This is a genomic window from Planococcus halotolerans (genome assembly GCF_003289955.1).
GTDB classification, from domain to species: Bacteria; Bacillota; Bacilli; order Bacillales_A; family Planococcaceae; genus Planococcus; species Planococcus halotolerans.
Map to the genome: position 1 here is coordinate 19,035 of NZ_QLZR01000004.1, position 21,560 is coordinate 40,594.

At 44.6% G+C, this 21,560-nt stretch carries 19 protein-coding genes and 1 other annotated feature (1 of these 20 only partly in view); of the genes, 16 read left to right on the forward strand and 3 right to left on the reverse strand.

Features of this window, described 5'->3' with window-relative positions; genetic code table 11:
* Nucleotides 1-126 (forward strand) — a binding site (T-box leader) (it extends 93 nt beyond the left edge of the window).
* Nucleotides 127-243: 117 nt separating this feature from the next.
* Nucleotides 244-2,877 (forward strand): valine--tRNA ligase, encoded by a 2,634-nt coding sequence (locus tag DP120_RS10915; protein ID WP_112223718.1) that lies wholly within the window; start codon nucleotides 244-246, stop codon nucleotides 2,875-2,877.
* A 774-nt stretch (nucleotides 2,878-3,651) separates the two neighbouring features.
* Here DP120_RS10915 and DP120_RS10920 read toward each other — a convergent pair.
* Together DP120_RS10920 and DP120_RS10925 are read right to left on the reverse strand one after the other, a co-directional pair.
* Nucleotides 3,652-4,416 carry an ATP-grasp domain-containing protein gene (locus tag DP120_RS10920; protein ID WP_112223719.1) on the reverse strand — a complete coding sequence of 255 codons (765 nt, stop codon included), beginning with the start codon at nucleotides 4,414-4,416 and terminating at the stop codon, nucleotides 3,652-3,654.
* Nucleotides 4,413-5,276: an ATP-grasp domain-containing protein gene (locus DP120_RS10925; RefSeq protein WP_112223720.1), complete on the reverse strand. Its 864-nt coding sequence runs from the start codon at nucleotides 5,274-5,276 to the stop codon at nucleotides 4,413-4,415. The genes DP120_RS10920 and DP120_RS10925 overlap by 4 nt, the downstream gene beginning before the upstream one ends.
* A gap of 70 nt (nucleotides 5,277-5,346) precedes the next feature.
* On the opposite strand from DP120_RS10925, the gene DP120_RS10930 reads away from it, so the two are divergent.
* The 15 genes from DP120_RS10930 (at nucleotide 5,347) to DP120_RS11000 (ending at nucleotide 20,930) form a co-directional block, all read left to right on the forward strand.
* Entirely contained in the window at nucleotides 5,347-6,537 is a 1,191-nt protein-coding gene (locus DP120_RS10930; RefSeq protein ID WP_112223721.1) for a bifunctional folylpolyglutamate synthase/dihydrofolate synthase, read from the forward strand.
* Between the two features lie 47 nt (nucleotides 6,538-6,584).
* Complete coding sequence (locus DP120_RS10935) at nucleotides 6,585-8,288, forward strand: sensor domain-containing diguanylate cyclase (RefSeq protein WP_112223722.1); 1,704 nt, start codon at nucleotides 6,585-6,587, stop codon at nucleotides 8,286-8,288.
* A gap of 219 nt (nucleotides 8,289-8,507) precedes the next feature.
* A complete protein-coding gene (locus tag DP120_RS10940) occupies nucleotides 8,508-9,092 on the forward strand; it encodes a PulJ/GspJ family protein (RefSeq protein WP_112223723.1) in 585 nt (194 codons plus the stop codon).
* A gap of 17 nt (nucleotides 9,093-9,109) precedes the next feature.
* Nucleotides 9,110-9,589: a PilW family protein gene (locus tag DP120_RS10945; RefSeq protein ID WP_112223724.1), complete on the forward strand. Its 480-nt coding sequence runs from the start codon at nucleotides 9,110-9,112 to the stop codon at nucleotides 9,587-9,589.
* A 23-nt stretch (nucleotides 9,590-9,612) separates the two neighbouring features.
* Nucleotides 9,613-11,106, forward strand: coding sequence for a hypothetical protein (locus DP120_RS10950; protein ID WP_112223725.1), 1,494 nt, complete (start codon nucleotides 9,613-9,615; stop codon nucleotides 11,104-11,106).
* A gap of 30 nt (nucleotides 11,107-11,136) precedes the next feature.
* A complete protein-coding gene (locus DP120_RS10955) occupies nucleotides 11,137-11,562 on the forward strand; it encodes a hypothetical protein (protein ID WP_112223726.1) in 426 nt (141 codons plus the stop codon).
* A gap of 1 nt (nucleotide 11,563) precedes the next feature.
* Nucleotides 11,564-12,931, forward strand: coding sequence for a VanW family protein (locus DP120_RS10960; RefSeq protein ID WP_165843784.1), 1,368 nt, complete (start codon nucleotides 11,564-11,566; stop codon nucleotides 12,929-12,931).
* A gap of 22 nt (nucleotides 12,932-12,953) precedes the next feature.
* Nucleotides 12,954-14,612: a GspE/PulE family protein gene (locus DP120_RS10965; RefSeq protein ID WP_205854541.1), complete on the forward strand. Its 1,659-nt coding sequence runs from the start codon at nucleotides 12,954-12,956 to the stop codon at nucleotides 14,610-14,612.
* A 3-nt stretch (nucleotides 14,613-14,615) separates the two neighbouring features.
* Nucleotides 14,616-15,662, forward strand: coding sequence for a type IV pilus twitching motility protein PilT (locus DP120_RS10970; protein WP_112223729.1), 1,047 nt, complete (start codon nucleotides 14,616-14,618; stop codon nucleotides 15,660-15,662).
* Between the two features lies 1 nt (nucleotide 15,663).
* The gene (locus DP120_RS10975; RefSeq protein ID WP_112223730.1) at nucleotides 15,664-16,875 is read left to right on the forward strand and encodes a type II secretion system F family protein; all 1,212 of its coding nucleotides are present in this window, start codon (nucleotides 15,664-15,666) and stop codon (nucleotides 16,873-16,875) included.
* Nucleotides 16,876-17,007: 132 nt separating this feature from the next.
* Nucleotides 17,008-17,472, forward strand: a complete 465-nt coding sequence (locus DP120_RS10980; protein ID WP_112223731.1) for a prepilin-type N-terminal cleavage/methylation domain-containing protein — start codon at nucleotides 17,008-17,010, stop codon at nucleotides 17,470-17,472.
* Nucleotides 17,473-17,494: 22 nt separating this feature from the next.
* Nucleotides 17,495-18,433: a type IV pilus biogenesis protein PilM gene (gene pilM / locus DP120_RS10985; RefSeq protein ID WP_112223732.1), complete on the forward strand. Its 939-nt coding sequence runs from the start codon at nucleotides 17,495-17,497 to the stop codon at nucleotides 18,431-18,433.
* Between the two features lie 4 nt (nucleotides 18,434-18,437).
* Nucleotides 18,438-19,184: a fimbrial assembly protein gene (locus DP120_RS10990; RefSeq protein ID WP_112223733.1), complete on the forward strand. Its 747-nt coding sequence runs from the start codon at nucleotides 18,438-18,440 to the stop codon at nucleotides 19,182-19,184.
* A complete protein-coding gene (locus DP120_RS10995; RefSeq protein ID WP_135815760.1) occupies nucleotides 19,177-20,115 on the forward strand; it encodes a LysM peptidoglycan-binding domain-containing protein in 939 nt (312 codons plus the stop codon). Before DP120_RS10990 ends, DP120_RS10995 begins: the two co-directional genes overlap by 8 nt.
* A gap of 59 nt (nucleotides 20,116-20,174) precedes the next feature.
* Nucleotides 20,175-20,930 carry a prepilin peptidase gene (locus tag DP120_RS11000; RefSeq protein WP_112223734.1) on the forward strand — a complete coding sequence of 252 codons (756 nt, stop codon included), beginning with the start codon at nucleotides 20,175-20,177 and terminating at the stop codon, nucleotides 20,928-20,930.
* Nucleotides 20,931-21,099: 169 nt separating this feature from the next.
* Here DP120_RS11000 and DP120_RS11005 read toward each other — a convergent pair whose 3' ends face one another.
* Nucleotides 21,100-21,420 (reverse strand): DUF5658 family protein, encoded by a 321-nt coding sequence (locus tag DP120_RS11005; RefSeq protein ID WP_112223735.1) that lies wholly within the window; start codon nucleotides 21,418-21,420, stop codon nucleotides 21,100-21,102.
* Nucleotides 21,421-21,560: the final 140 nt, after the last annotated feature.

Below are 21,560 nucleotides of genomic sequence, written 5' to 3' on the forward strand. Positions count from 1 at the left end.
CCTCCGAGCAGATTCCGTGAACACGAGTAGCGGAACCCGGATGCGAATCCGTTATCGAACTTGAGAGCCAGGCTTTTTTCTGCCTGTGTATAAAGGTGGTACCGCGAAAACTCCTTCGTCCTTTAAGTAGAGACGACAGGAGTTTTTTTGTACCCTTTTTTAAGCTCAAGAAGGTGCTTCAACCCATCAAAACCAAGCGCTATGGCAATAAAACCCGCAGCGACTAGAAGAGGAGGAATCTCTATGACAGAACAGATGTCGACCAAGTATGATCCACAATCGATTGAAAAAGGGCGTTATGATTGGTGGATTGACAACAAGTATTTTGAAGCAAAACCCGAAAGCAGTAAAACGCCGTATACAATCGTGATTCCGCCGCCGAACGTAACAGGCAAGCTGCACCTTGGCCACGCCTGGGATACGACGCTGCAGGACATTCTGACGCGCATGAAGCGCATGCAGGGATACGATGCTCTATGGCTGCCGGGCATGGACCACGCCGGCATCGCGACACAGGCGAAAGTTGAAGGCAAGCTGAAAGAAGAAGGGAAATCACGTTATGATCTTGGACGTGAAACTTTTCTTGAGGAATCATGGAAATGGAAAGAAGAATATGCGGGGCATATCCGCCAGCAATGGTCGAAACTCGGTCTTGGCCTTGATTATTCACGCGAACGTTTTACATTGGACGATGGCTTGTCGAAAGCGGTTCGTGAAGTATTTGTTAAATTATACGAGAAAAAATTGATCTACCGCGGCAAATACATCATCAACTGGGATCCGGCGACAAAAACTGCGATTTCGGATATTGAAGTTATCTATAAAGATGTACAGGGCGGATTCTACCATATGCGCTACCCGTTGACAGACGGCAGCGGGCACATTGAAATCGCGACGACTCGTCCAGAAACGATGCTCGGCGATACAGCGGTGGCGGTTCACCCGAAAGATGAGCGCTACAAGCATTTGATCGGGAAAACCGTAACACTGCCGATCATCGGGCGCGAAATGGAAATTGTGGCGGATGATTATGTCGACATGGAATTCGGAAGCGGCGCGGTGAAGATTACACCGGCTCATGACCCGAATGACTTTGAAATCGGCAATCGCCATAATCTTGAACGCGTATTGATTATGCATGAAGATGGCACAATGAATGAAAACGCCGGCAAGTACGAAGGCATGGACCGCTTCGAATGCCGCAAGCAAATTGTTAAAGACCTACAGGACATGGATGTTTTATTCAAAATTGAAGAGCATTTGCATTCCGTTGGGCATTCAGAACGCAGCGGGGCAGTTGTTGAGCCCTATCTGTCGACGCAATGGTTCGTTGACATGAAGCCGCTGGCACAGAAATCGGTGGATCTGCAGAAAGACGAAAACGGCGTCAATTTCGTGCCGGAACGTTTTGAGAAAACGTATCTGCACTGGATGGAAAACATCCGCGATTGGTGTATTTCACGCCAATTATGGTGGGGCCATCAGATTCCTGCCTGGTATCACAATGAAACCGGTGAAATCTATGTAGGACACGAGGCGCCGGAAGACGCTGAAAACTGGACGCAGGACGAAGACGTTCTGGATACGTGGTTCTCATCAGCGTTATGGCCGTTCTCGACGCTTGGCTGGCCGGAAGAAAATGATGAGCTGAAGAAATACTATCCGACAGACGTGCTCGTTACGGGCTACGATATCATCAATTTCTGGGTATCACGCATGATCTTCCAAGCGTTGGAATTCACAGAAGAAAAACCGTTTGACGATGTACTGATCCACGGTCTTGTCCGTGATGCCGAAGGGCGCAAGATGTCGAAATCACTCGGCAACGGCGTTGACCCAATGGATGTCATCGAGCAATACGGCGCCGATTCACTGCGCTATTTCCTGGCAACAGCTTCATCGCCCGGCCAGGACCTTCGCTTCTCGATGGAGAAAGTAGAGAGCGTTTGGAACTTTGCCAATAAAATCTGGAATGCTTCCCGATTTGCATTGATGAACATGGAAGGCATGACATACGAGCAAATCGATCTCAGCGGCAAAAAATCTGTAGCCGATTCATGGATCCTGACTCGTCTCAATGAAACAATTGAACAAGTGACGTCGCTTGCTGAACGCTATGAGTTCGGTGAAGTGGGCCGCCTGCTTTATAACTTCATCTGGGATGATTTCTGTGACTGGTACATCGAGATGGCGAAATTGCCGTTATACGGGGAAGATGAAGACGCGAAGCGGATGACGCGTTCCGTTCTTGCTTATGTACTCGACAACACGATGCGTTTATTGCATCCATTAATGCCATTCATCACGGAAGAAATCTGGCAGAACCTGCCGACGCAAGGCGAGTCAATCACTATTGCCGAGTGGCCGAAAGTGGATGAGTCATTGTCTGACCAAAGCCAGTCGTCGAGCATGAAACTGTTGGTGGATGTAATTAAATCCGTACGGACAATCCGCGCTGAAGTTCAGTCGCCGATGAGCAAGAAAGTGCCATTGACGATTTCAGCGAAAGACGCGGAAACGCATCGAGTGCTTGAAGCGAACTCCGCTTACATCGAACGTTTCTGCAACCCGGAAACATTGACGATTGGGCAGAATATCGAAGCTCCTGAAAAATCCATGTCGGCTGTAGTATCCGGCGCTGAATTGTTCATGCCGCTGGAAGGCCTGATCGATATCGATGCAGAGCTTGCGCGTTTGAATAAAGAGCTTGAGAAATGGGCGAAGGAAGTTAAGCTTGTTCAAGGGAAACTGTCGAACGAACGCTTTGTTTCGAAAGCGCCGGAAGCGGTTGTTGCAGAGGAACGCGCGAAAGAAGCGGACTATCTGGAGAAACACGCGACGGTTGAGAAGCGCATTGAGGAATTGAAGAATCTTTAAGTAACAGATATTCCGCTAAACAAGTATGCGAAAATAGGTGCTCCTGCATCGCTACGCTACTTCGTCGCAAAGAGTTGCTCTCGCTGGCTTCGACCAACTCTTCGCTGTTTAACTCCATATCTTTGGAGATTTCTCAGTAATAAAAGAGATAGTAATAAAAAAAACCCCGATCAACTTCTTAATTTATAGAAGTTGATTGGGGTTTTTAAAATTGCTTAAAAGTTAGTAGATTTGTGGACAGAAGAGTCAGATCACTTAGATTGCTAGCTGGAAATATTAACTAAAATAAATTCTAATTTCAACAAGTATTAAAATAGAAAGTATTTCAGCCAAATTGGAAAGTAATCAGGCTGATTTGGAAAGTATTTAGGTGCAAATAGAAAGTATTTTAAGTGATTTGGAAAGTAAGTCCAAATATTGGAAATACAATTTGAGATTTGAGCTCAGACTAGCGAATATAAGCTCCTTTATTTATAAAACTACATCTTAAAAAACGTAATGGACAGTAAGTGAAGCTTAATGGACAGTATTCAACCTCTAATGGACAGTTTTTGATGCATAACGGACAGTATTGCACCTGTAACGGACAGTATATCCAATAAACTGGAAATTCCACTCACTTCTCTCGGTCCCAGACAAGCAATTCGAGCACCTTTCCGGGGAAAACCCGGACGGATCGGATGGTTCCCGCGCAGCGGCAACCATCCCAGGAACATTCGCCGAGGCGAATGTTCTTCAAACCAAGCCCTCGCGCTCTAGAAAAGAAGATTGATGTCAGGTATACTTCTTCTCAATATGCCGTACCAGCAATTCAGCTATATTTTCCTCATGCGTCTGGTAGAAGGAGCGGGCGCCGACTGGGTCTTCGATTTCATTGAAGAGGTGGCGGCCATCTTCCAGCAAAAGAAAGTCGATTCCGATATAGTCGGCTTTAACAGCACGGGCTATTTTCAACACTTGAAGTTCTTGAATGGAGTTTAATGCAAACCGTTCTACTTCGGCGCCGAGTGAAAAGTTTTTTTTGAAGGAAGAGTCCGAGCTGCGCTTAACCGCACCGACTACTTCATCACCGATGATATACACGCGGACATCAGCTGTATGTGAAACGACTGGCTGGAAAATCACTTCTGAAGCAAAAGCAGGCAATGCTTCAGCCGACTCCACAATCTCAACTTCCTGCCCGCCGTGGCCGTCGACAGTCTTAGCGACACACGGAAATTCCTGCGGTTCGCGGAATGTCGGTATGGATGGCACGCCGAGCAGCTGAAATAATTGATGGGACAGCCATTTATTATTGGCGATCCGGTTCACTTCCGCGCGGTTTACAATACGGACGCCTCGGTCTTCTAAAATTCTTGCTGCAACGGGACGCCTGCAGCGGAACAGCACTGTCTGGTCTTTAAATTTCGCAACCAGGACATCTAACCCAGCTTCGTCCCAAGCGTCCCAGCAGACCAATTCGAACTCTGCAAATCGCTGCAGTTCCAGGATAAAAGCTTCATTGCGCTTCGCGTCCAGGGTTTCGTACAATAGGATCATCGCACGTCCTCCAGTATATAGGCGATCATGGCGTCCGCGACGTTGATGCCTGTGACGTTTAAGATATTGCGGATATGGGCTGCGGCATTCACTTCACAGACAAGCGGCTGTTCGTCGATATCGAACAATAAATCCACGCCGGCGAATATGGCTCCTGTGGCACGGGCGGCTGCAATGGCGATGACTTTTTGCTGTTCCGTCAATTCGATGGGGGAAGCTTCGCCGCCATTTGTGATGTTGGCGCGGAAATCGGTTTTCGATTCACGGTACATGGCAGCGACGATTTCACCGCCGACAATATTGACTCGGATGTCCCGGCCACGGCTCGATTCCACGAATTCCTGAAAGACGAAATCGATGCCGCGGAGCGCTTCCACTTTTTCATAAAATTGTTCTTCCGTTTCAATCAGATAGACTTTCATGCCGAACGAGCCGTGACCTTCTTTGATGATCATCGGCAGGCCGAAGCGCTCGAGCACTTTCTCAAAATAACCCGATTTACGGATGGAGAAGGCGGGGTAGACTTTCGGTGCTATGATCGTTGCCGGCATTGGCAGTCCGGCAGAAGCAAGTGCTATGTATTGCTTGGCTTTATTGTCACAGAGGTCGATGATTGCGGGATCGTTATAGACGGGGACGCCTCGGCTTTTCAGGAAATATCCGAGGAGGATATCTTTGTCGAGCATGACCGCAAAATCGGGCAAATCCATATCCGCCGACAGGTCCATTACGGCATCATTATTTTTCATGATGCGGGCTCCGACACCGGCTCTTTCAGCAGCTTCCGCAACCAATTCTGCCTGGTCAATAAATTTTTCGGAGATTAAACTTCCATTATAAATGATCCAACATACGGACATTTCCATTCCACCTTCATGCTATACTTATAAAAAAATTGTATCATGTTTAGGAGCAGAAAAGAGGTTTTCGATGATTACGGGACTTGATCGTTATAAAAATAAATGGCATATTGCATCCGACACATCCATTAAAGCGGGATTGGATGCAATTGAACAGGCACTTGCAGAATTGGGCAATCCGCATAAAAATCAAAACTTTATACATATCGCCGGCACAAACGGCAAAGGATCTACAGCGGCGTTCATCGCCGCTATACTTATGCAGCATGGCAAGACAGTGGGCAATTTCTTTTCACCGGCTATTGAAGATGTGCACGACCAAATCCAAATCGACCGGGAACCAGTGAACGAAGAGGATTTTGATGCGGCATTTGAACAATTGTCCAAGATACTGACCCCCTTAACCGATTTTGAATTACTGACGGCGGCAGCTTATCTTGTATTTAATAGAAGAAAGCCGGATTTCACCATCATCGAAGCCGGCATGGGCGGCCGTTTTGACAGTACGAACGTCATCGATCCACTGATTTCCGTGATACCGAGCATTTCTTTGGAGCACACCAATTTCCTCGGGAGCACAATCGCGGAAATTGCCTGGCATAAAGCTGGAATTATCAAAAAAGGGAAGCCAGTAGCAATCGGAGACCTTCCTGAAGAAGCCGAAAAGGTAATCAGTACCATAGCTAAAGACATGTCATCGGAGATATTAAAGTCTAAAGACCTATATGAAGGCCCGTTAAAATTAAAAGGCCAGCACCAAAAAGCAAATGCCAGCTTAGCGTGGGTTGCAACCGAAAAAATATTGAAAAACCAATTTAAAGAACAAATGGCAATAAAAGGTTTATCTCAAGCGGCAATCTCCTATCGCTTTGAAGAAGTCTTTCCAGATGTAATTTTCGACGGAGCACATAATGAGGCGAGTGTTGAAGCATTGATCGAAACGGTGAGAGAAATCTACCCAGACCGCGCAATACACGTAGTTATGGGCTTGTTGAAGGATAAAGATCATGAAGCGATCTTGCGGAAATTGGAAACGGTAAGCGATCATTTCACCTTCTTGGATTTTGAAAATGAACGTGCGTTACCAGCTAAGATTTTATTTTCAAAAAGTAGTAGTAAAATAAAGACAATTCTAAATCATTATGATATATTACCTGTATCTAGTAAAAATGAAGTGACAATAGTCACAGGTTCGCTTTACCTTTTAGCAATCCTGAGAAAACGGAATTATTCGATGTTTGAGCATTACAGACCCGATTAATCATATTTCTTTGGCAATAGAGAGAACCTAGTAGGGGAGAAGTTGCTATGGATAATCTACAGAAAAGAAAAGCAGTCCTTTGGATACTCTGGGTTCTCATTGTGCCACCGGGACTCTACCTGATATATCAATATTATCCACCGCCTGCCATATCTCCGGTTGATGCCGCCGCATATCTGGCCTTCTTTATCCTTGCCTGTCTCCTGCCAATGAATATTAACGGTGTGCCGACCTATCTGGTGCAATGGCTGACAGTTGCCGTCTTCCTGAAATTCGGCCTGTTTGCTGAAGTCATCCTATCCCAGATTACGATGTTGATTGTCATATTGCGTCTACGTACATCCGAAAGCCTGACTATCCGCATACCATTCAATTCAATGATGTTTTTTAGTATTTCCACGTTAGCTGGGATGACTTTTCTTCTTGCCGGCGGTGAAATAGGATCACTGGATTTGCTGCATATTTTAGCATACGGTTTACTGTTCCAAATTGTTTCGGTTGTCTCCAATCAGATGATTCTTTACTTTTATGTCAGAAGCTTAGGAGAACATAAAGATTTCTTCTCGACCGATACCATTTGGGATTTCTCCATTACATTGCTGGTGTTTCCATTGGCTATCGCATTATACATTTCTGAAACCTATATCGGCTTGACGGCACTTCTGCTTCTCGGCATTCCGTTCTTTACGATGACCGCCATTATGCGCATGTATAATAACTCGGAAAAAGTAAACAGCGACTTGAAAAAAGCGGGGGAAATCGGCCATCAACTGGCAGCCCGTCTTTCATCAGATGAAGTGCTAGACCAATTCGTCATTCAGGTGAGCGACCTTTTCCAGGCGGATTATGCCTATGTAATTGATTACCGGGACGGCAAGCTCCTGATGCTGAGAATGTTCGAGAACAATGAATTCCAACCGTTGAACGTTGAACCGGTTAAGTACAATCAAGGGATTGCCGGCAATGCCATTGTCAATAACAATTCCTATATCTATGACAGCAAAGCCCAGTGGAAGGGAATAGCAAGCGGTTATATGCCGGCCGATACGGAAAGCCTGATGGCGACACCGATTTCCCGGAACAATAGAATCGAAGGTGTGCTGGTACTTGGTTCAAAAAGTAAACACGCATTCGTCCATCACCAGCTGCAGATTCTGGATATCCTGAGCACCTATTTTGCAGTGTCGCTGGAAAAAGCAGGACTGATCCAAAAAGCCATCGCGAAAAGTGAACGCTGCGGCCTGACGAAATTGTATAATTACCGTTACCTCGACGAAGCGCTTGAAAAGAGCATGGCGAAAGTCAAAAATGGCGAACTGCGCAATCTGTCAGTAGTCATGATGGATATTGACCGTTTTAAAGGGATCAATGATAAGTACGGCCACCAAAGCGGCAATGAAATCCTGGTAGCACTGGCAAACCTGCTGACAGAGATTATTGGCAAAGAAGGAACCATCGCCCGTTACGGCGGAGAAGAGTTTGTTGTGCTGCTGCCGAACTACAGCAAAGAGCTTGCATTGTTATTTGCAGAAAACATCCGCAAGGAAATTGAAAAACGCGAATTCATGATTCAAAGCGATCTGGATGCCGACCGCAGCACGATTCCTATCAAAATCACCATGAGCATTGGCGTGTCATCCGCACCGGATGACAGTGACGACGGCATGGCAATGATACGCAACGCCGACCGCGCTCTATATATTGGAGCCAAACAGGCGGGGCGCAATAAAGTAGCAGCCTACACGAAATAAGACTGGAAGCCGGAATTAACACCGGTTTTCAGTCTTTTTTACTATATAGGAAAAATAATTGGTAAATATTTAAGAAAAAATGCAGAAAAATATGCAAAAATATAGTGCAGAAAAAGAATATAAGTGTAATAATGTTAGTTATTAGGATTCACAACATAAGACATTCATAATTACCATAATTAGTATTTCAACAATTATATAGTACATGGGGGGTTGGGAATGAGGAAATGCTCAGGCAGCAATGAAAAAGGATTAACGCTCGTCGAAGTATTGGCAGCACTGGTTATTCTGGGTATCTTGTTTGTCGGCATCATGACGATTTTCCCGCAGATGACATTGTTTAATGAAAAGACGGAAGCAAAATTGGATACCATGAACTTGGCGAGGCAGGAGATGGCTAATATTAGTGATGGTACTTTGTGGGTGAGGGAATATGATTCTTCTCTTGGTGAAAATCCAGATTTTTTACAGGCGATTGGTCCCGTTGCTGGAACTGATATTAACATGAAAACTGTCATGTCCAGTCTATCTTATAATAAAAATACAGCAGATCCTGGAACAGCTGATTATGAACGCTTCTATAATACAAGTTCAGCAGACTACCTCTTCATTGCGGATGTTTATACTCAATGCGAACCATTTCCACCACCACCGGCAGCCGGCAGCTGTGAACCTACCGACTTGGTTAAGCTGCATAAGGTTCACTTGAAAGTTCTAATGGAAACTCAACCTGGAAGCGGAACTTACCGAGTCAGCAGCGAAACATTTTCATACATTCCTTACAAGGAGATCGACATTAAATAGGAGGCTGGTGGAGGTTTATGAACTTAAATCAAAGAGGCATCACACTCGTAGAATTAGTTGCAGCTCTGGCTTTGGTTTCCATCATAGCGGTGGCAGCCTGGACTACTTTAACGATTGGCATGAAACATGGTGCAGCCGAAACCAGCAAAACGATGTTGCAACAGGACGCTAATTTAGTAATTTCAAAGCTCTCGGCAGCTCATAGAATGAATGATTATTATTACCTTCAATTTGTTGGTGGTAATTTAGAAATTAAAACTTGTAATGATAAAGATGATGGAAGTGTGGAATGCGATACTCTTTTTAGGAGAATAACTGACAATTCCTATCTTTACTCAGGAAGTATCAATGGAACGGATTTCTCAGCTTGGAGCAGTACAACTTTAATAGAACCCAAAAAACAGCATGTAAACTTCATCTTGAATGTAGCAGATCCCGTTAAAACTGCGAGAGCAGTAAATGTTAAAACGTCTTTAACCAGAATAATTACAAATTAATTATTTGAAGGGAGTAAAAAAAGATGAAGTTTATTAAAAACCAAAATGGTTATGCATTGTTGATTGTTTTATTGATGGTTGTTTTGTTTCTAGGATTATCCGCAACATTCATGGCAGGGTCTTTAAGTAATGCAAAGCAGGAAAAAACAGTAGACACTTCCAACCAGGCAGTTGCATCAGCTGAAATGGGTGTGAAGTATTTTTCGACTGATTTTCAAAAAGAAATGGAATTGATTGAAGAAGAACTATGGAGAGTGACCCAAGAGAAAGTTAATGAGATTATTGCTTGTGCTCATACTACTGCATGTGATGAAGAGTCCGAAATTCTAGCTCGAACTGACTTACTTAATAAAGAAATGCGAGAGTTATATATAGATTTAGTAACTAACAAAGTGAATGAGCTTAACTCCATAACTAATACCGAAGTTTCTCCATTTTCCGGAGATCCAATAAAATATACCATTGTATCGGCCAGTGATGAAAAGTTGAATGCAGCAGGAGGACCAGCAATTGATGATAGTGATACAGCTTCAATTCGCGTGAATCTTGGAATGACAGGAACTTCAAAAGAAGTAACAAAAGAATTAAACGCTATTTTTAAAGTCAAAGTGCCAGACTCTTATTTAGATAGCCAGGAGCTTTTGATAGTTAAGACCATTGCCAAAGAGAACTTAACGTATGAGAATGTTTTTTCGCCAGTTTGGCCGAGCACTATATGCACTGCAGAACTTTTAGCTAGTATTGCTGCTGGGAATCATGAAGGTTTGAATGAATGCACGTTGGGTGAGGATCAGACGGTGAGTGAATTTATTGCACTTATTAAGAATGCAAATTTGAATCCAGCAGACTTTCGTGTATATGCATCTGATTTTGAAGATAATGTTTGCGATAGTAATTGCAATACCCTAGATTTTGAAGGTATTGCTGTGGTGGTTCCTCCTGGACCGGGGGTAGAGAATAACTTAAATAATATGGATAGTGCAAATTTGGTGATTGATGGTTATTTTGCAATTGGGAACAATATAAATAACTTATCAGGGACCATTAGTACACAAACAATTGTTCTTAGAGAACTTTATACAGATAACAATATTCAGAATGTGGACAATACCAATTTACTGGTACTCGGAAACGCGACTGGAGATAATGCACGGCTGTATGTCAAGAACAACTTCTCATTACTCAATAACTCAAAGCTTTGCATAGATATTGATCGGATATCTAAAAGTGATTTAGATGAATTGGCAAAGAAAATTACTATCCAGAACAGCTCATACATCATTTATTACACTAGTGATCCAGCAAATAAGAGTTTTGAATTGATGAAAAAAGAGGGAAACAATTACGTAGTTGATACAGTGCGTACAGACTTATATGTACAGCCAAGAGATACTTATGCTAATTTTCTAAGCACGTGCGGAGTAAGTTTAACTGACACGATAGAGGAATTGACGGATCTTCCAATCCCAAATACTCTTGACCCAGATTTCGAACTAGATGTAGATTACAATCCATAAAAGATACGATACACAAAGGGGGATTCACATATGATCCAAATCTTCATCACCGTCATAGCAGCGGCAATCATCCTGCCGCTTGCTTACTTCCAGTTTAAAGAGACTCCTCTTCCAAAGAGAATGCTGATTGCAGGATCAATTGTCGCAGCAGCAATCGTTTCAGCTTTTCTTCAATTGTTTGAATTAGCATTTTATGTGCCGTTACTGGCGATAGTCGCAATTTCAATGATCGGAGCGATTGTTTACGCGAAAATCGATGAATTGGAAAAAGCGGAAAAACGGCGCATGGCTGAAGAACGCAAAGAAAAGCGCCAAAAGACTGTTCATGTGGAAACAGGTTCTATAGAAGAAACTGCAACTTCAGCAAAAGCAGAAAGATCGCTTTACGATGAACCAGCACAAGAGAAGAAATCATTTGCCATGCAGACAATCGGTGTGGGCGGGGAGGAGCGTTAAGTTGGATAATCAAGTATTTGGAAAAACTTTACTGACAATCACTTCTTCCGCCTTTCTCGTCTTCGGCGTTGCCAACGCCGGATCGTTTGCTGCAGATAAATGGCTGTTCCCGGCTCAGGAGTTTGGGAGCAATACATATATCGGTACGACGGATGTATCTAACATGGAATTGACCGATGCACGCCTACTGTTCACAGGAAAAGTGGAATCATGGCGCTCGACTGCCGAACTGATGGTCACTTACCAGGATGTTACTGCATCATATCCTTTGGACAATGCGAAGATCTTATTGGATGAGACGGTGGCCAACGCGCAGACCGGCACACAGAATGATTTTGTCTTCGAGCTTTCGGAAGATTCAACGCGCACATTCCTGGAAAGACAATTTCCGGTATCAGTTTTTTCAGCAGCTGACATTACGTTAATCAATGAAAAGCTGGAATTTGCACTGCAATCAGGACAGGCAATGAGCCGTGTGACGATCAGTGATGACACCTTGGGTGTCAGCTATGAAACGGTTTCTGAAACGTCTTGGAGCCATTCCTTCACTAGCTCAGGTGCACAGGAAGTCGTCAAAGCTTTGAGCGATTACAAAATAGAAGCGGGTACTCAATTTTCATTCCTTGATTTTATCAATGAAATGCAGCCTGCTGATGTTACAGACGAAGACCTAACAGAAATCGCTTCTGCCATTTACGCTTCCGTATTAAAAACGAATTTCCTGGTCGACGAACGCAGCATAGGAGCAGCGGTGCCGACTTCGATTCCATTAGGACAGGAAGCTGCCATCAACCGGAATCTTGGAATCGATTTGGTATTTACGAATGTAAACGCCAGTGCATTCAATCTGCAATTATCAGCGGACGGTTCGCGCTTAACTACAAAAATCGCGGGCATGCCTTTTGTAAATACGTATGAAATTCTTACCGGCAGTGAGCAGGAACTGGAGCCGCGCTTAATCCGCCAATTCAGTGCATTCGTATCTTCCGGGAGAGTAGTGGAAGAAGAAGGCAGTGACGGCGTGATTGTCGAAGTAACCCGTGCTATCAAGTCGGACGGCAAGGAACTGAAAGTGGAAGCTGTTTCAACAGATTTCTATCCGCCAGTACACCGCATCGAAGTGTATCCGCTGACGAAAGCGGAAGCTCCGGCACCTGTGGCAAACCCGGATGGCACAATAACGAATCCGGACGGAACGATAACACATCCTGATGGCACAATAAAAAATCCGGACGGCACAATCGTAATTCCAACTCCGACGACACCGCCAACAACTGATCCGGTAATTGATACCGATTTGGACGGCATACCGGATGATGAAGAGAAAGATCCAGATTATGATAAAGGTGGAAATCAGATTGATCCTTAACCGTTATGAAGGGGGTGGGACTTTGGCAGTCAGAAGAAAGAAACTTGGCGATTTATTGATCGAACAAGGCCTATTGACCGAAGAAGAATTACTCAGCGTACTTGAAGGCAAGCAAACTGACCAGAAAATCGGGGATGCTCTTTTGCAAAGAGGGATCATCACCGAGCAGCAATTGATCGAAACACTGGAAGTGCAGCTTGGCATCCCACACGTTACGCTTTACCGTTATCCATTTGACCCGAAATTATTTAATATGGTGCCCAAAGAAGTCGCCAAGCGGAAGATGCTTGTCCCGCTAAAACGGGAGAACGATAAATTATATATTGCGATGACCGATCCGATGGATATCATTACGATAGATGATTTGCGTTTGACAACCGGTTTCAACATCGAACCGGCGATCGCGTCAAAAGACGATATCATGAAGACCATCGCGAAATATTACGACGAAGAATCCTACGATGACCTGCTGGACGAATTGCCGGAAGTGACGAAAGAGCAGCAGGAAGAACTGAATGATTTGGATGCGCCGATTGTGCGCCTCGTCAATCAGATTCTTTCCAACGCCGTGTCGCAAAAAGCGAGTGACGTCCATTTCGATCCCCAGGAAAATAAAGTCCTGGTGCGCTATCGCATAGATGGTTCACTCCGAACGGAACGCACTTTGCCGAAAACGATGCAGCAAATGGTCACAGCACGGATTAAAATCCTGGCGAATCTGGATATCACCGAAAACCGTATCCCGCAGGATGGACGCATCAAAACGAATGTCGACTTCCGGCCGATTGATCTCCGCGTATCTTCACTGCCGACCGTTTTCGGTGAAAAAATCGTTATGCGGATACTCGATCTCAGCGCGAACCTGACCGATATCTCGAAACTTGGCTTTAACGATACGAATATGGAACGCTTCATGAGAGAAATCGAAAAGCCGAACGGCATCGTATTGATCTCTGGTCCAACCGGTTCTGGTAAATCATCGACGCTTTATGCGGCATTGAACAAACTCAACAGCGAAGAAGTGAATATCATTACGGTTGAAGATCCGGTTGAATATCAACTGGAAGGCATCAATCAGATCCAGGTAAACTCGAATGTCGGTTTGACATTTGCTGCAGGTCTCCGTTCTATTCTTCGTCAGGATCCCGACATCGTCATGGTAGGGGAAATCCGGGACAAGGAAACGGCGGATATTTCCATCCGTGCATCGCTCACAGGTCACTTGGTTTTAAGCACGATTCACACGAATGATTCGATTGCTTCGATTACCCGTCTTATGGACATGGGCATCGAGCCGTTCCTCGTAACGGCTTCATTGAATGCTGTCGTGGCGCAGCGTTTAATCCGGAAAGTTTGCCGTGATTGCCGTACCGTCGAACCGGCTACTGTCCGTGAGAAAGAAATTTTCGCTAAGCGCGGCTTAACGATTGATGTAGTGGCCCGCGGCACCGGCTGCCCGCAATGTAATATGACCGGATATCGTGGCCGAATGGCGATTCACGAAGTGCTGGTTGTAGACGAAGCGATGAAAAATATCATCAACAGAAACGGCACAGCGGCAGAAATTCGCGAAATTGCAGTGAAGAATAAAACTATCTTCCTGATCGACGACGGCTTATTAAAAGTGAAGGAGGGCATGACCAGCACGGAAGAAGTACTCCGCGTTGCGATTGCAGAATAGACTATGCTGACTACTACAACATTTATCGATAATGTTTTGACTGCAGCCAAGGAATTGAATGTTTCCGATATCCATTTGACCACGGGTATCCCACCGGTTTTCCGGATGCATGGCACATTGCGCCGTTACGGAGAAGAAATTATCACACCTGATCATTCAGAAGCTATCGGCAAAGCTATCATGCCGGAATCGTTATGGGAAACGTTCCTTGAAAAAGGAGAGATGGATTATTCCTACGCAATTGCTGGAGTCGGCCGTTACCGGGTCAACACTTTCCATCAGCGCGGCTCGATTTCACACGCATTCCGTGCGATTCCAACCGTGGTTCCGACAGTCGATGATTTGAAAATGCCGCAGATTTTAAAGAAACTGGCAGAAATTCATCAGGGACTTATCCTGGTAACTGGCCCTACTGGTTCAGGTAAATCAACGACGCTAGCGGCAATGATTCGTCATATCAATGAAGAAATGACGAAACATATCATTACGCTGGAGGATCCGATTGAGTATCTTCATAGACACGGCACATCGATTATCGATCAACGCGAAGTCGGATTCGATACGAACAGTTTTGCCAACGGATTACGCGCAGCGCTTCGACAGGATCCGGATGTAATTCTGGTCGGTGAGATGCGTGACCTGGAAACGATTATGACCGCTATCACCGCCGCTGAAACGGGTCACTTGGTTATGGGTACGCTGCATACATCGAGTGCCGCTACAACAATCGAGCGGATTATTGACGTCTTTCCGCCAGAACAGCAATCTCAGATTCGGACGCAGCTTGGCGGTATTTTGAAAGCTGTTGTTGCTCAACGGTTATTGCCGACAGCAGATGGCAAGGGTCGAGTCGCTGCAACTGAAATCTTGATTTCAAATCCGGCAGTCGCCAACTTAATCCGTACAGAAAAAGTTCACCAGATACCGAACGTAATCCTGACCAACCGGGCAGCCGGTATGCATATGATGTCGACTTCCGTCCAGGAACTTTTGGCTCAAGGCAGGATAACCAGACAAATCGCTCAACCTTTCCTGGAAGGAGAGGAGTAAGATGGCGCGATTTAAATATGAAGGAAGAGACCGCAAGCGAATACGGGCCGGCGTTGTAACCGCTGGCAACCGCCGTGAAGCGATTGAACAGCTGCGCGATCAAGGTGTACGAGTTATCGAAATCCGTGAAATCGCCGCTACAGCGCTGCAAAAAGATATTGTTATAGGGAATCCAGTCAAACGCGATCAGTTCATTATGTTCCTGCGCCAGTTTTCAACATTGATGCGAGCGGGTGTGACGATTGTCGATTCTGTAAAGATTCTGTCGCAACAAGTAGAATCGAAAGCGCTGCGCAAAACTTTGGTCAATATTGATGAAGATTTACGGAAGGGAAATTCTCTGTCGGATTCACTCCGCAAGCATCCAAAAATTTTCGAACCGCTGACAATTAACTTGATAAAAGCGGGAGAATTATCGGGGAATATTGATGAGTCTCTTGATAGGCTTGCTACTTACTACGATAAAGCGTATCAGACAAGACAAAAAGTTAAATCCGCAATGTCTTATCCATTGGTGGTAGGAGTGCTCGCAATAGGCGTAGTTATTTTCCTTTTATCTTCCATTGTTCCGATGTTCGCTGAAATGTTCGAAGGCTTTGGCGGCGAATTGCCGATGCTTACTCAGATAGTAATGTTGGCAAGTGATCTTGTCCAGCAATACTGGTATCTTCTTGTTCTTGCTGGATTTGGAATTGCGGCAACAATTTGGATGATGAAACGGAATGAACAGGGCAAAATGATACTAGATACTTTGCTCCTCAGAATGCCGATTTTCGGCCGTATGTTGAAAAAATCTGCACTTGCACGTATGACGAGAACGTTGAGTTCACTGTTTTCCAGTTCTGTGCCGATTCTTCAGGCATTGACGATGGTTGAAAAAGTTGTGGGCAACGCAGTTATGTCAAAAGTGATTCTTGCTGCCAGAGATAACCTTGAACGTGGTGGTTCCTTAACTGAGCCCATGAAAAATCACTGGGCGTTTCCACCGCTGATTCCACACATGATATTAATCGGAGAACAGACCGGATCACTGGACCATATGCTAGATAAAGTAGCCGATTTCTACGAGAAAGAAGTGGAAGCGGAAACCGATCGCCTTAAAGCTTTAATAGAACCACTGATGATTGTTGTTCTGGCGGCGTTAGTAGGGACTATTGTCATGTCTATTATGCTACCTATGTTTGAAATGTTTCAAAATATTGACAACATGTAGTTTGTTTTTGACTATATTATTTAAAAATAATGTAAAAATATCGAAAAAATGTGTTGCGTTATTTCCAGCTATTGCTATACTAAAGATGTACTCATAAAGTACTAAAAAATTAGGACAAAGGGAGGAAATGAAATGAAGAAATTTTTGAAAAAGAAATTGGGCAATGAAAAAGGTATGACGCTGATCGAGCTTTTGGCAGTAATCGTAATTTTGGCGATTATCGCAGCAATCGCGATTCCGGCGATTGGGAATATTATTGAGAATAGTAGAGTTGGAGCGGTAAAATCAGATGCTATAAATGTTATGGCAGCAGCTGATTTATATTTTACTGATGGGAATACAGGAACTGTAGTGACCATGACTCAGTTAAAAGCTGGAAAGTATTTAGATAATGGAGGTTCATTTGAAGCCGCTGGAGCCGCTGAACCTTCTGTTACAAGAGCTACTACTACGACGCCTGCTTCTATAGGCGGTACTGGCGTAGCTGGTAATGTGAAAATTGTTTTCACAACCGCTACAAGAGCAAATATTAACGCTGTGAAAAATAGTGATAGAAACCAAACTGCAGGGACCCCTGTCGTAGTAACTGTAAATTAAATAATCTCTAGGAGCTGATCGAATGGCCTTATCGTTTTTATCGAGAAAAACGCGCGTTGCGACCATTACAATAGAAGAAGATGCAATTCGCCATGTCGATTTGAAATCGGTCGATCCGCTTCAATTGAGCCTAGCCGAGGAGTATCCACTCCCGGCGGGTGTCATTGAAGACGGTAAAATTGTAAATTTCGACGAGCTTGGCTCGGTACTCGATAAGGCTGTCAATCAGTGGGGTCTCACCAAAAAGTCAGTCCGATTCCTCGCCCCTGACGAATTTGTTATTATCCGCAAAGTACCTTACCCCGATGACGTTGCAGCTGATGAATTGAAGGGCCATTTCTTCATTGAAATCGGCTCGACGCTTTATCTTCCTTTTGAAGATCCCGTTTTCGATGTGGTACCTTACCATCCCGAATCGGACAATCCCGAAGCGATCATCATCGCTTCGAAAGAATCGGTCGTCCATGATTTTGAGCGGGCATTCAGCGATTCAAAACTGGTGCCAGTTGTAGCGGATATCACGCCGCTTGCCTTATACCGTTTGGCATATCTGCAGCATGACATTTCAGAAGATGACCATATTATGATTATCGATGTGCACGGTTCTAAAATGACAGTCTCCATCTTCCATGAACATTTTCCTTTATTTATGCGACCGGTCGATTTATCGGAATTTAATTCTCTTGGCGGTGATTCATCCGCATTAATGGACGTCATCATTTCCGAAACTGAGAAGTTAGCCAATTTCTATCGCTACAATATGAATGAAGGCGAGAGCGGAATAACGAAAATCATCTGCAATGGCGAATTTGAAGAATGGTACACATTCCAGGCCCGTTTTGAAGGGCGCTTTTCAATTCCGGTATCACCGATTGTTCTAAAACCCATCACTACCGAACATGGCGACAGCGTCTCCGGACGTTTCAACCGTGCCATCGGTCTAGCGCTGAAAGAGGTGTGACCATATGTTAGTTGATATTAATCTATTGCCGCAGAAGGAGCGGGATCGCCCCGCCTTCCTCATTGCGGCGCTTTCTGTTTTACTTCTTGGTCTGGTCGTCTTCGCAGCGCTGTTCTTCATGGCAAAATCGGAGAAGACCGAACAAGCGGTACTGGCGGCGCAAAGCGCTGAACTTGCCACGCAGCAAGCCGAAATTCGCGCGCAGCTTGAAGCTACTGCAGGTTTGAATGAAGAGCAGCAACTGAAAGCGACTGTCGATTGGGCGGAAAGCTATCAATATGACACAATTCCTTTATTGGAAGAGTTGGCAGCATTGCTTCCTGCACGCGGATTCTTTGATCAGATTGGTTTCGCTGAGCCGAATACGGCTACATTAACTGTCCAATTCGACGCAACGCGTGATGCGGCCTATTATCTGGCTCAATTAAAAGGATCGGAGCTTCTTGATTTTGCTTCATTGGACTCAGTTGAAAGTCAAAGTGACTTGTTAACTGAAGATGAAGAAGGCGAAACTAAAAATGAAGATGAACCAATCGAAACGCCGAGATATCTCGCTACATATACATTGGTATTCGTAGATGACCGCCTGCCGGTGCTTGACGCAGAGGGCAATATCATCGAGGAGCCGGTGGAAGAAACACCAGCTGCTGACGCGGAAGAAAATGTTGAAGCGGATGTAGATGTGGAAGTCGAAGTTATCGAAGAAACCGAAACCACTCCAGAAGAAACGGAGGGGGATACAAATGAGTAGTTTGACGAAGAAACAGAAAGAGAATGGGTTAATTGCGTTAGCTGTTGTATTCCTTTTGGCAATATCCGCTTACGCTTATTTCATGGTCTATACGCCGGCCAAAGAAGCAAGGTTAATGGCGGAACAGACATTTAAATCTGAACGCGAAGTGCTGATGGCCTTGCAGGAGCAAGTAAAAGCATTGCCGGAAGAAGAGCGCGTCTCGACCGCTGAATTGCAGCAACGCGTTTCAGTCGAGCCGTTATCTGAATTGATCGTGCTGCAATTGGAGCAGGCGGAATTGTTGTCGCGTTCACAAGTGAAATCACTTCAGATTGCAGAGTCGCCGCTTGAGTTATTGACGCCTGTTGAAGGCATTGAAAACGTACAGAAAATCCAGACGACGGTTGCTTTTGAAACAGATGACTATGCTGGTATTACAAAATTCATCAAAGAAATTGAATCTATGAAACGCATTCTGATTATCGATTCAATCGATTTTGCTTCAAACGGTGAAGTGACGACTGTCGAGGCGGAAGACGATATTCTGGAAGTCACGTTAAGCTTCTCGGCATTCTACCGTCCTGACTTGATCGCGTTGGCTGATACATTGCCGAAAGTCGATGCGCCGCCACCAGCCAATAAAGTCGATCCGTTGCCGAAAAATGATGGCGTCGATTTGGCTAAGGCTGAGGATAAAGATGAAGCCTCTGATGTGGAAGTTGATGTCGATGTAATGGTCGATGGTGAAGCTTCAGCTGAATCGAATGACCAGGTGGCTGGCACACAGACTGCCAAAGCCCATAAAGTGGTCAAAGGCGATACGCTGTTTTCGATTTCGGAGAAATATTATGGCGACCGCAGTGGAGTCGATTTGATCCGAAAAGCTAATAACATGACGGACTATATCGTAAAAACCGGGACAACATTAACAATCCCTGAAAAACCTTGAAAGGAGAAATCATCATGATTTCTCCTTTTTTCTAAATTTATAAAGTGATGAGGGTTCCTATGACAATTACTTATACAGCATTCTTCTATCTTTTTGGTCTTGTGTTCGGTTCATTTTTCAATGTTGTGGGCTTGCGTGTGCCGAAAAAGGAATCGATTGCGTTTCCGCCTTCTCATTGCACATCGTGTGACCGACGGCTGACGGCACTTGATTTGGTGCCGGTATTTTCCTTCTTATTCCTGAAAGGAAAATGCCGCGGCTGCGGTGAGAAAATCCATTGGGTGTATCCATTAATGGAATTTATTGCAGCTGGTTTGTTCGCACTATCGTTTTGGCATTTCGGCTTTACGCCTGAACTGATTGTCGCGATTTTATTCGTATCGATGTTAGTTATCATTACGGTATCGGATATCGCTTATATGCTCATTCCGGACAAAGTTTTGCTGCCGTTTGGAATCGCATTGCTCGGCTTGCGATTCTTTATACCACTCGATCCGTGGTGGGACAGTTTACTTGGTGCCGCAACAGGCTTCCTGATCCTTTTGCTAATTTCGGTTGTATCGAAAGGCGGAATGGGTGGCGGCGACATCAAATTGTTCTTCGTCATCGGACTGGTGCTCGGCACTGGCGGAACATTGATGACGCTGTTCTTCGCTTCGTTGATCGGAGCAATTGTCGGAATAATTGTTCTGCGTGTTACTAAGCAAGGGCGTAAAACACCGATTCCGTTTGGTCCGTCGATAGCAGCGGGTGCTGTTATTGTTTATTTCTACGGCGAGCCTCTGTTGAGTTGGTATATGAATTTGTGGATGTAAAACGAAAAGTGTATGCGCCTGTTCAGCTCTGAAAGGCATAAGACGAACTGGCGAAGTGGCGTCTTTCCAGCCACATAGCCAGAGTGGCTTATGATCCGAAGAGCTACGCAGAAGTCTGGACAAAAAACTCCCTGGAAATAACTTTCCAGGGAGTTTTTGAGTGGAGTTTTTAGATGAATAAAAATGGGAGCCAATACATATGAAGAACGAGAATCATGGTGTAGAGCACATTTGCGAAAATGAATGTGTAGCGCCAGAACGTTTTGCGTATGCCGGCGAAGGTCGTGAACAGTAGGCCGAATAGACAAATAGACAAAAATAGTTTAATGCCAAGAATCGTGAAAGGAGCAAATGAACTTAATAAGGGATTGGCTTCGGTAACGAGTCCTTGGCTCAAGCCAAGATAAGTCAGGATGCCATCAAGGCCGTTTAATATAATCAGAAGCCAAATGTATTTTTTTAAGGGAGCCCTGTTATCAGGGATTGGCATGTTTTGCACCTCGTTTCGTGGGCAGAGTTTTGTAGTGAATTAGCACAAATTTGTTTAAATGACTCTTTTTTGCTCTTGTAACTGACATACCCGTACAAGTTGGAAGATAGACATGAAAAATTATCCATAATTTTTTGGGC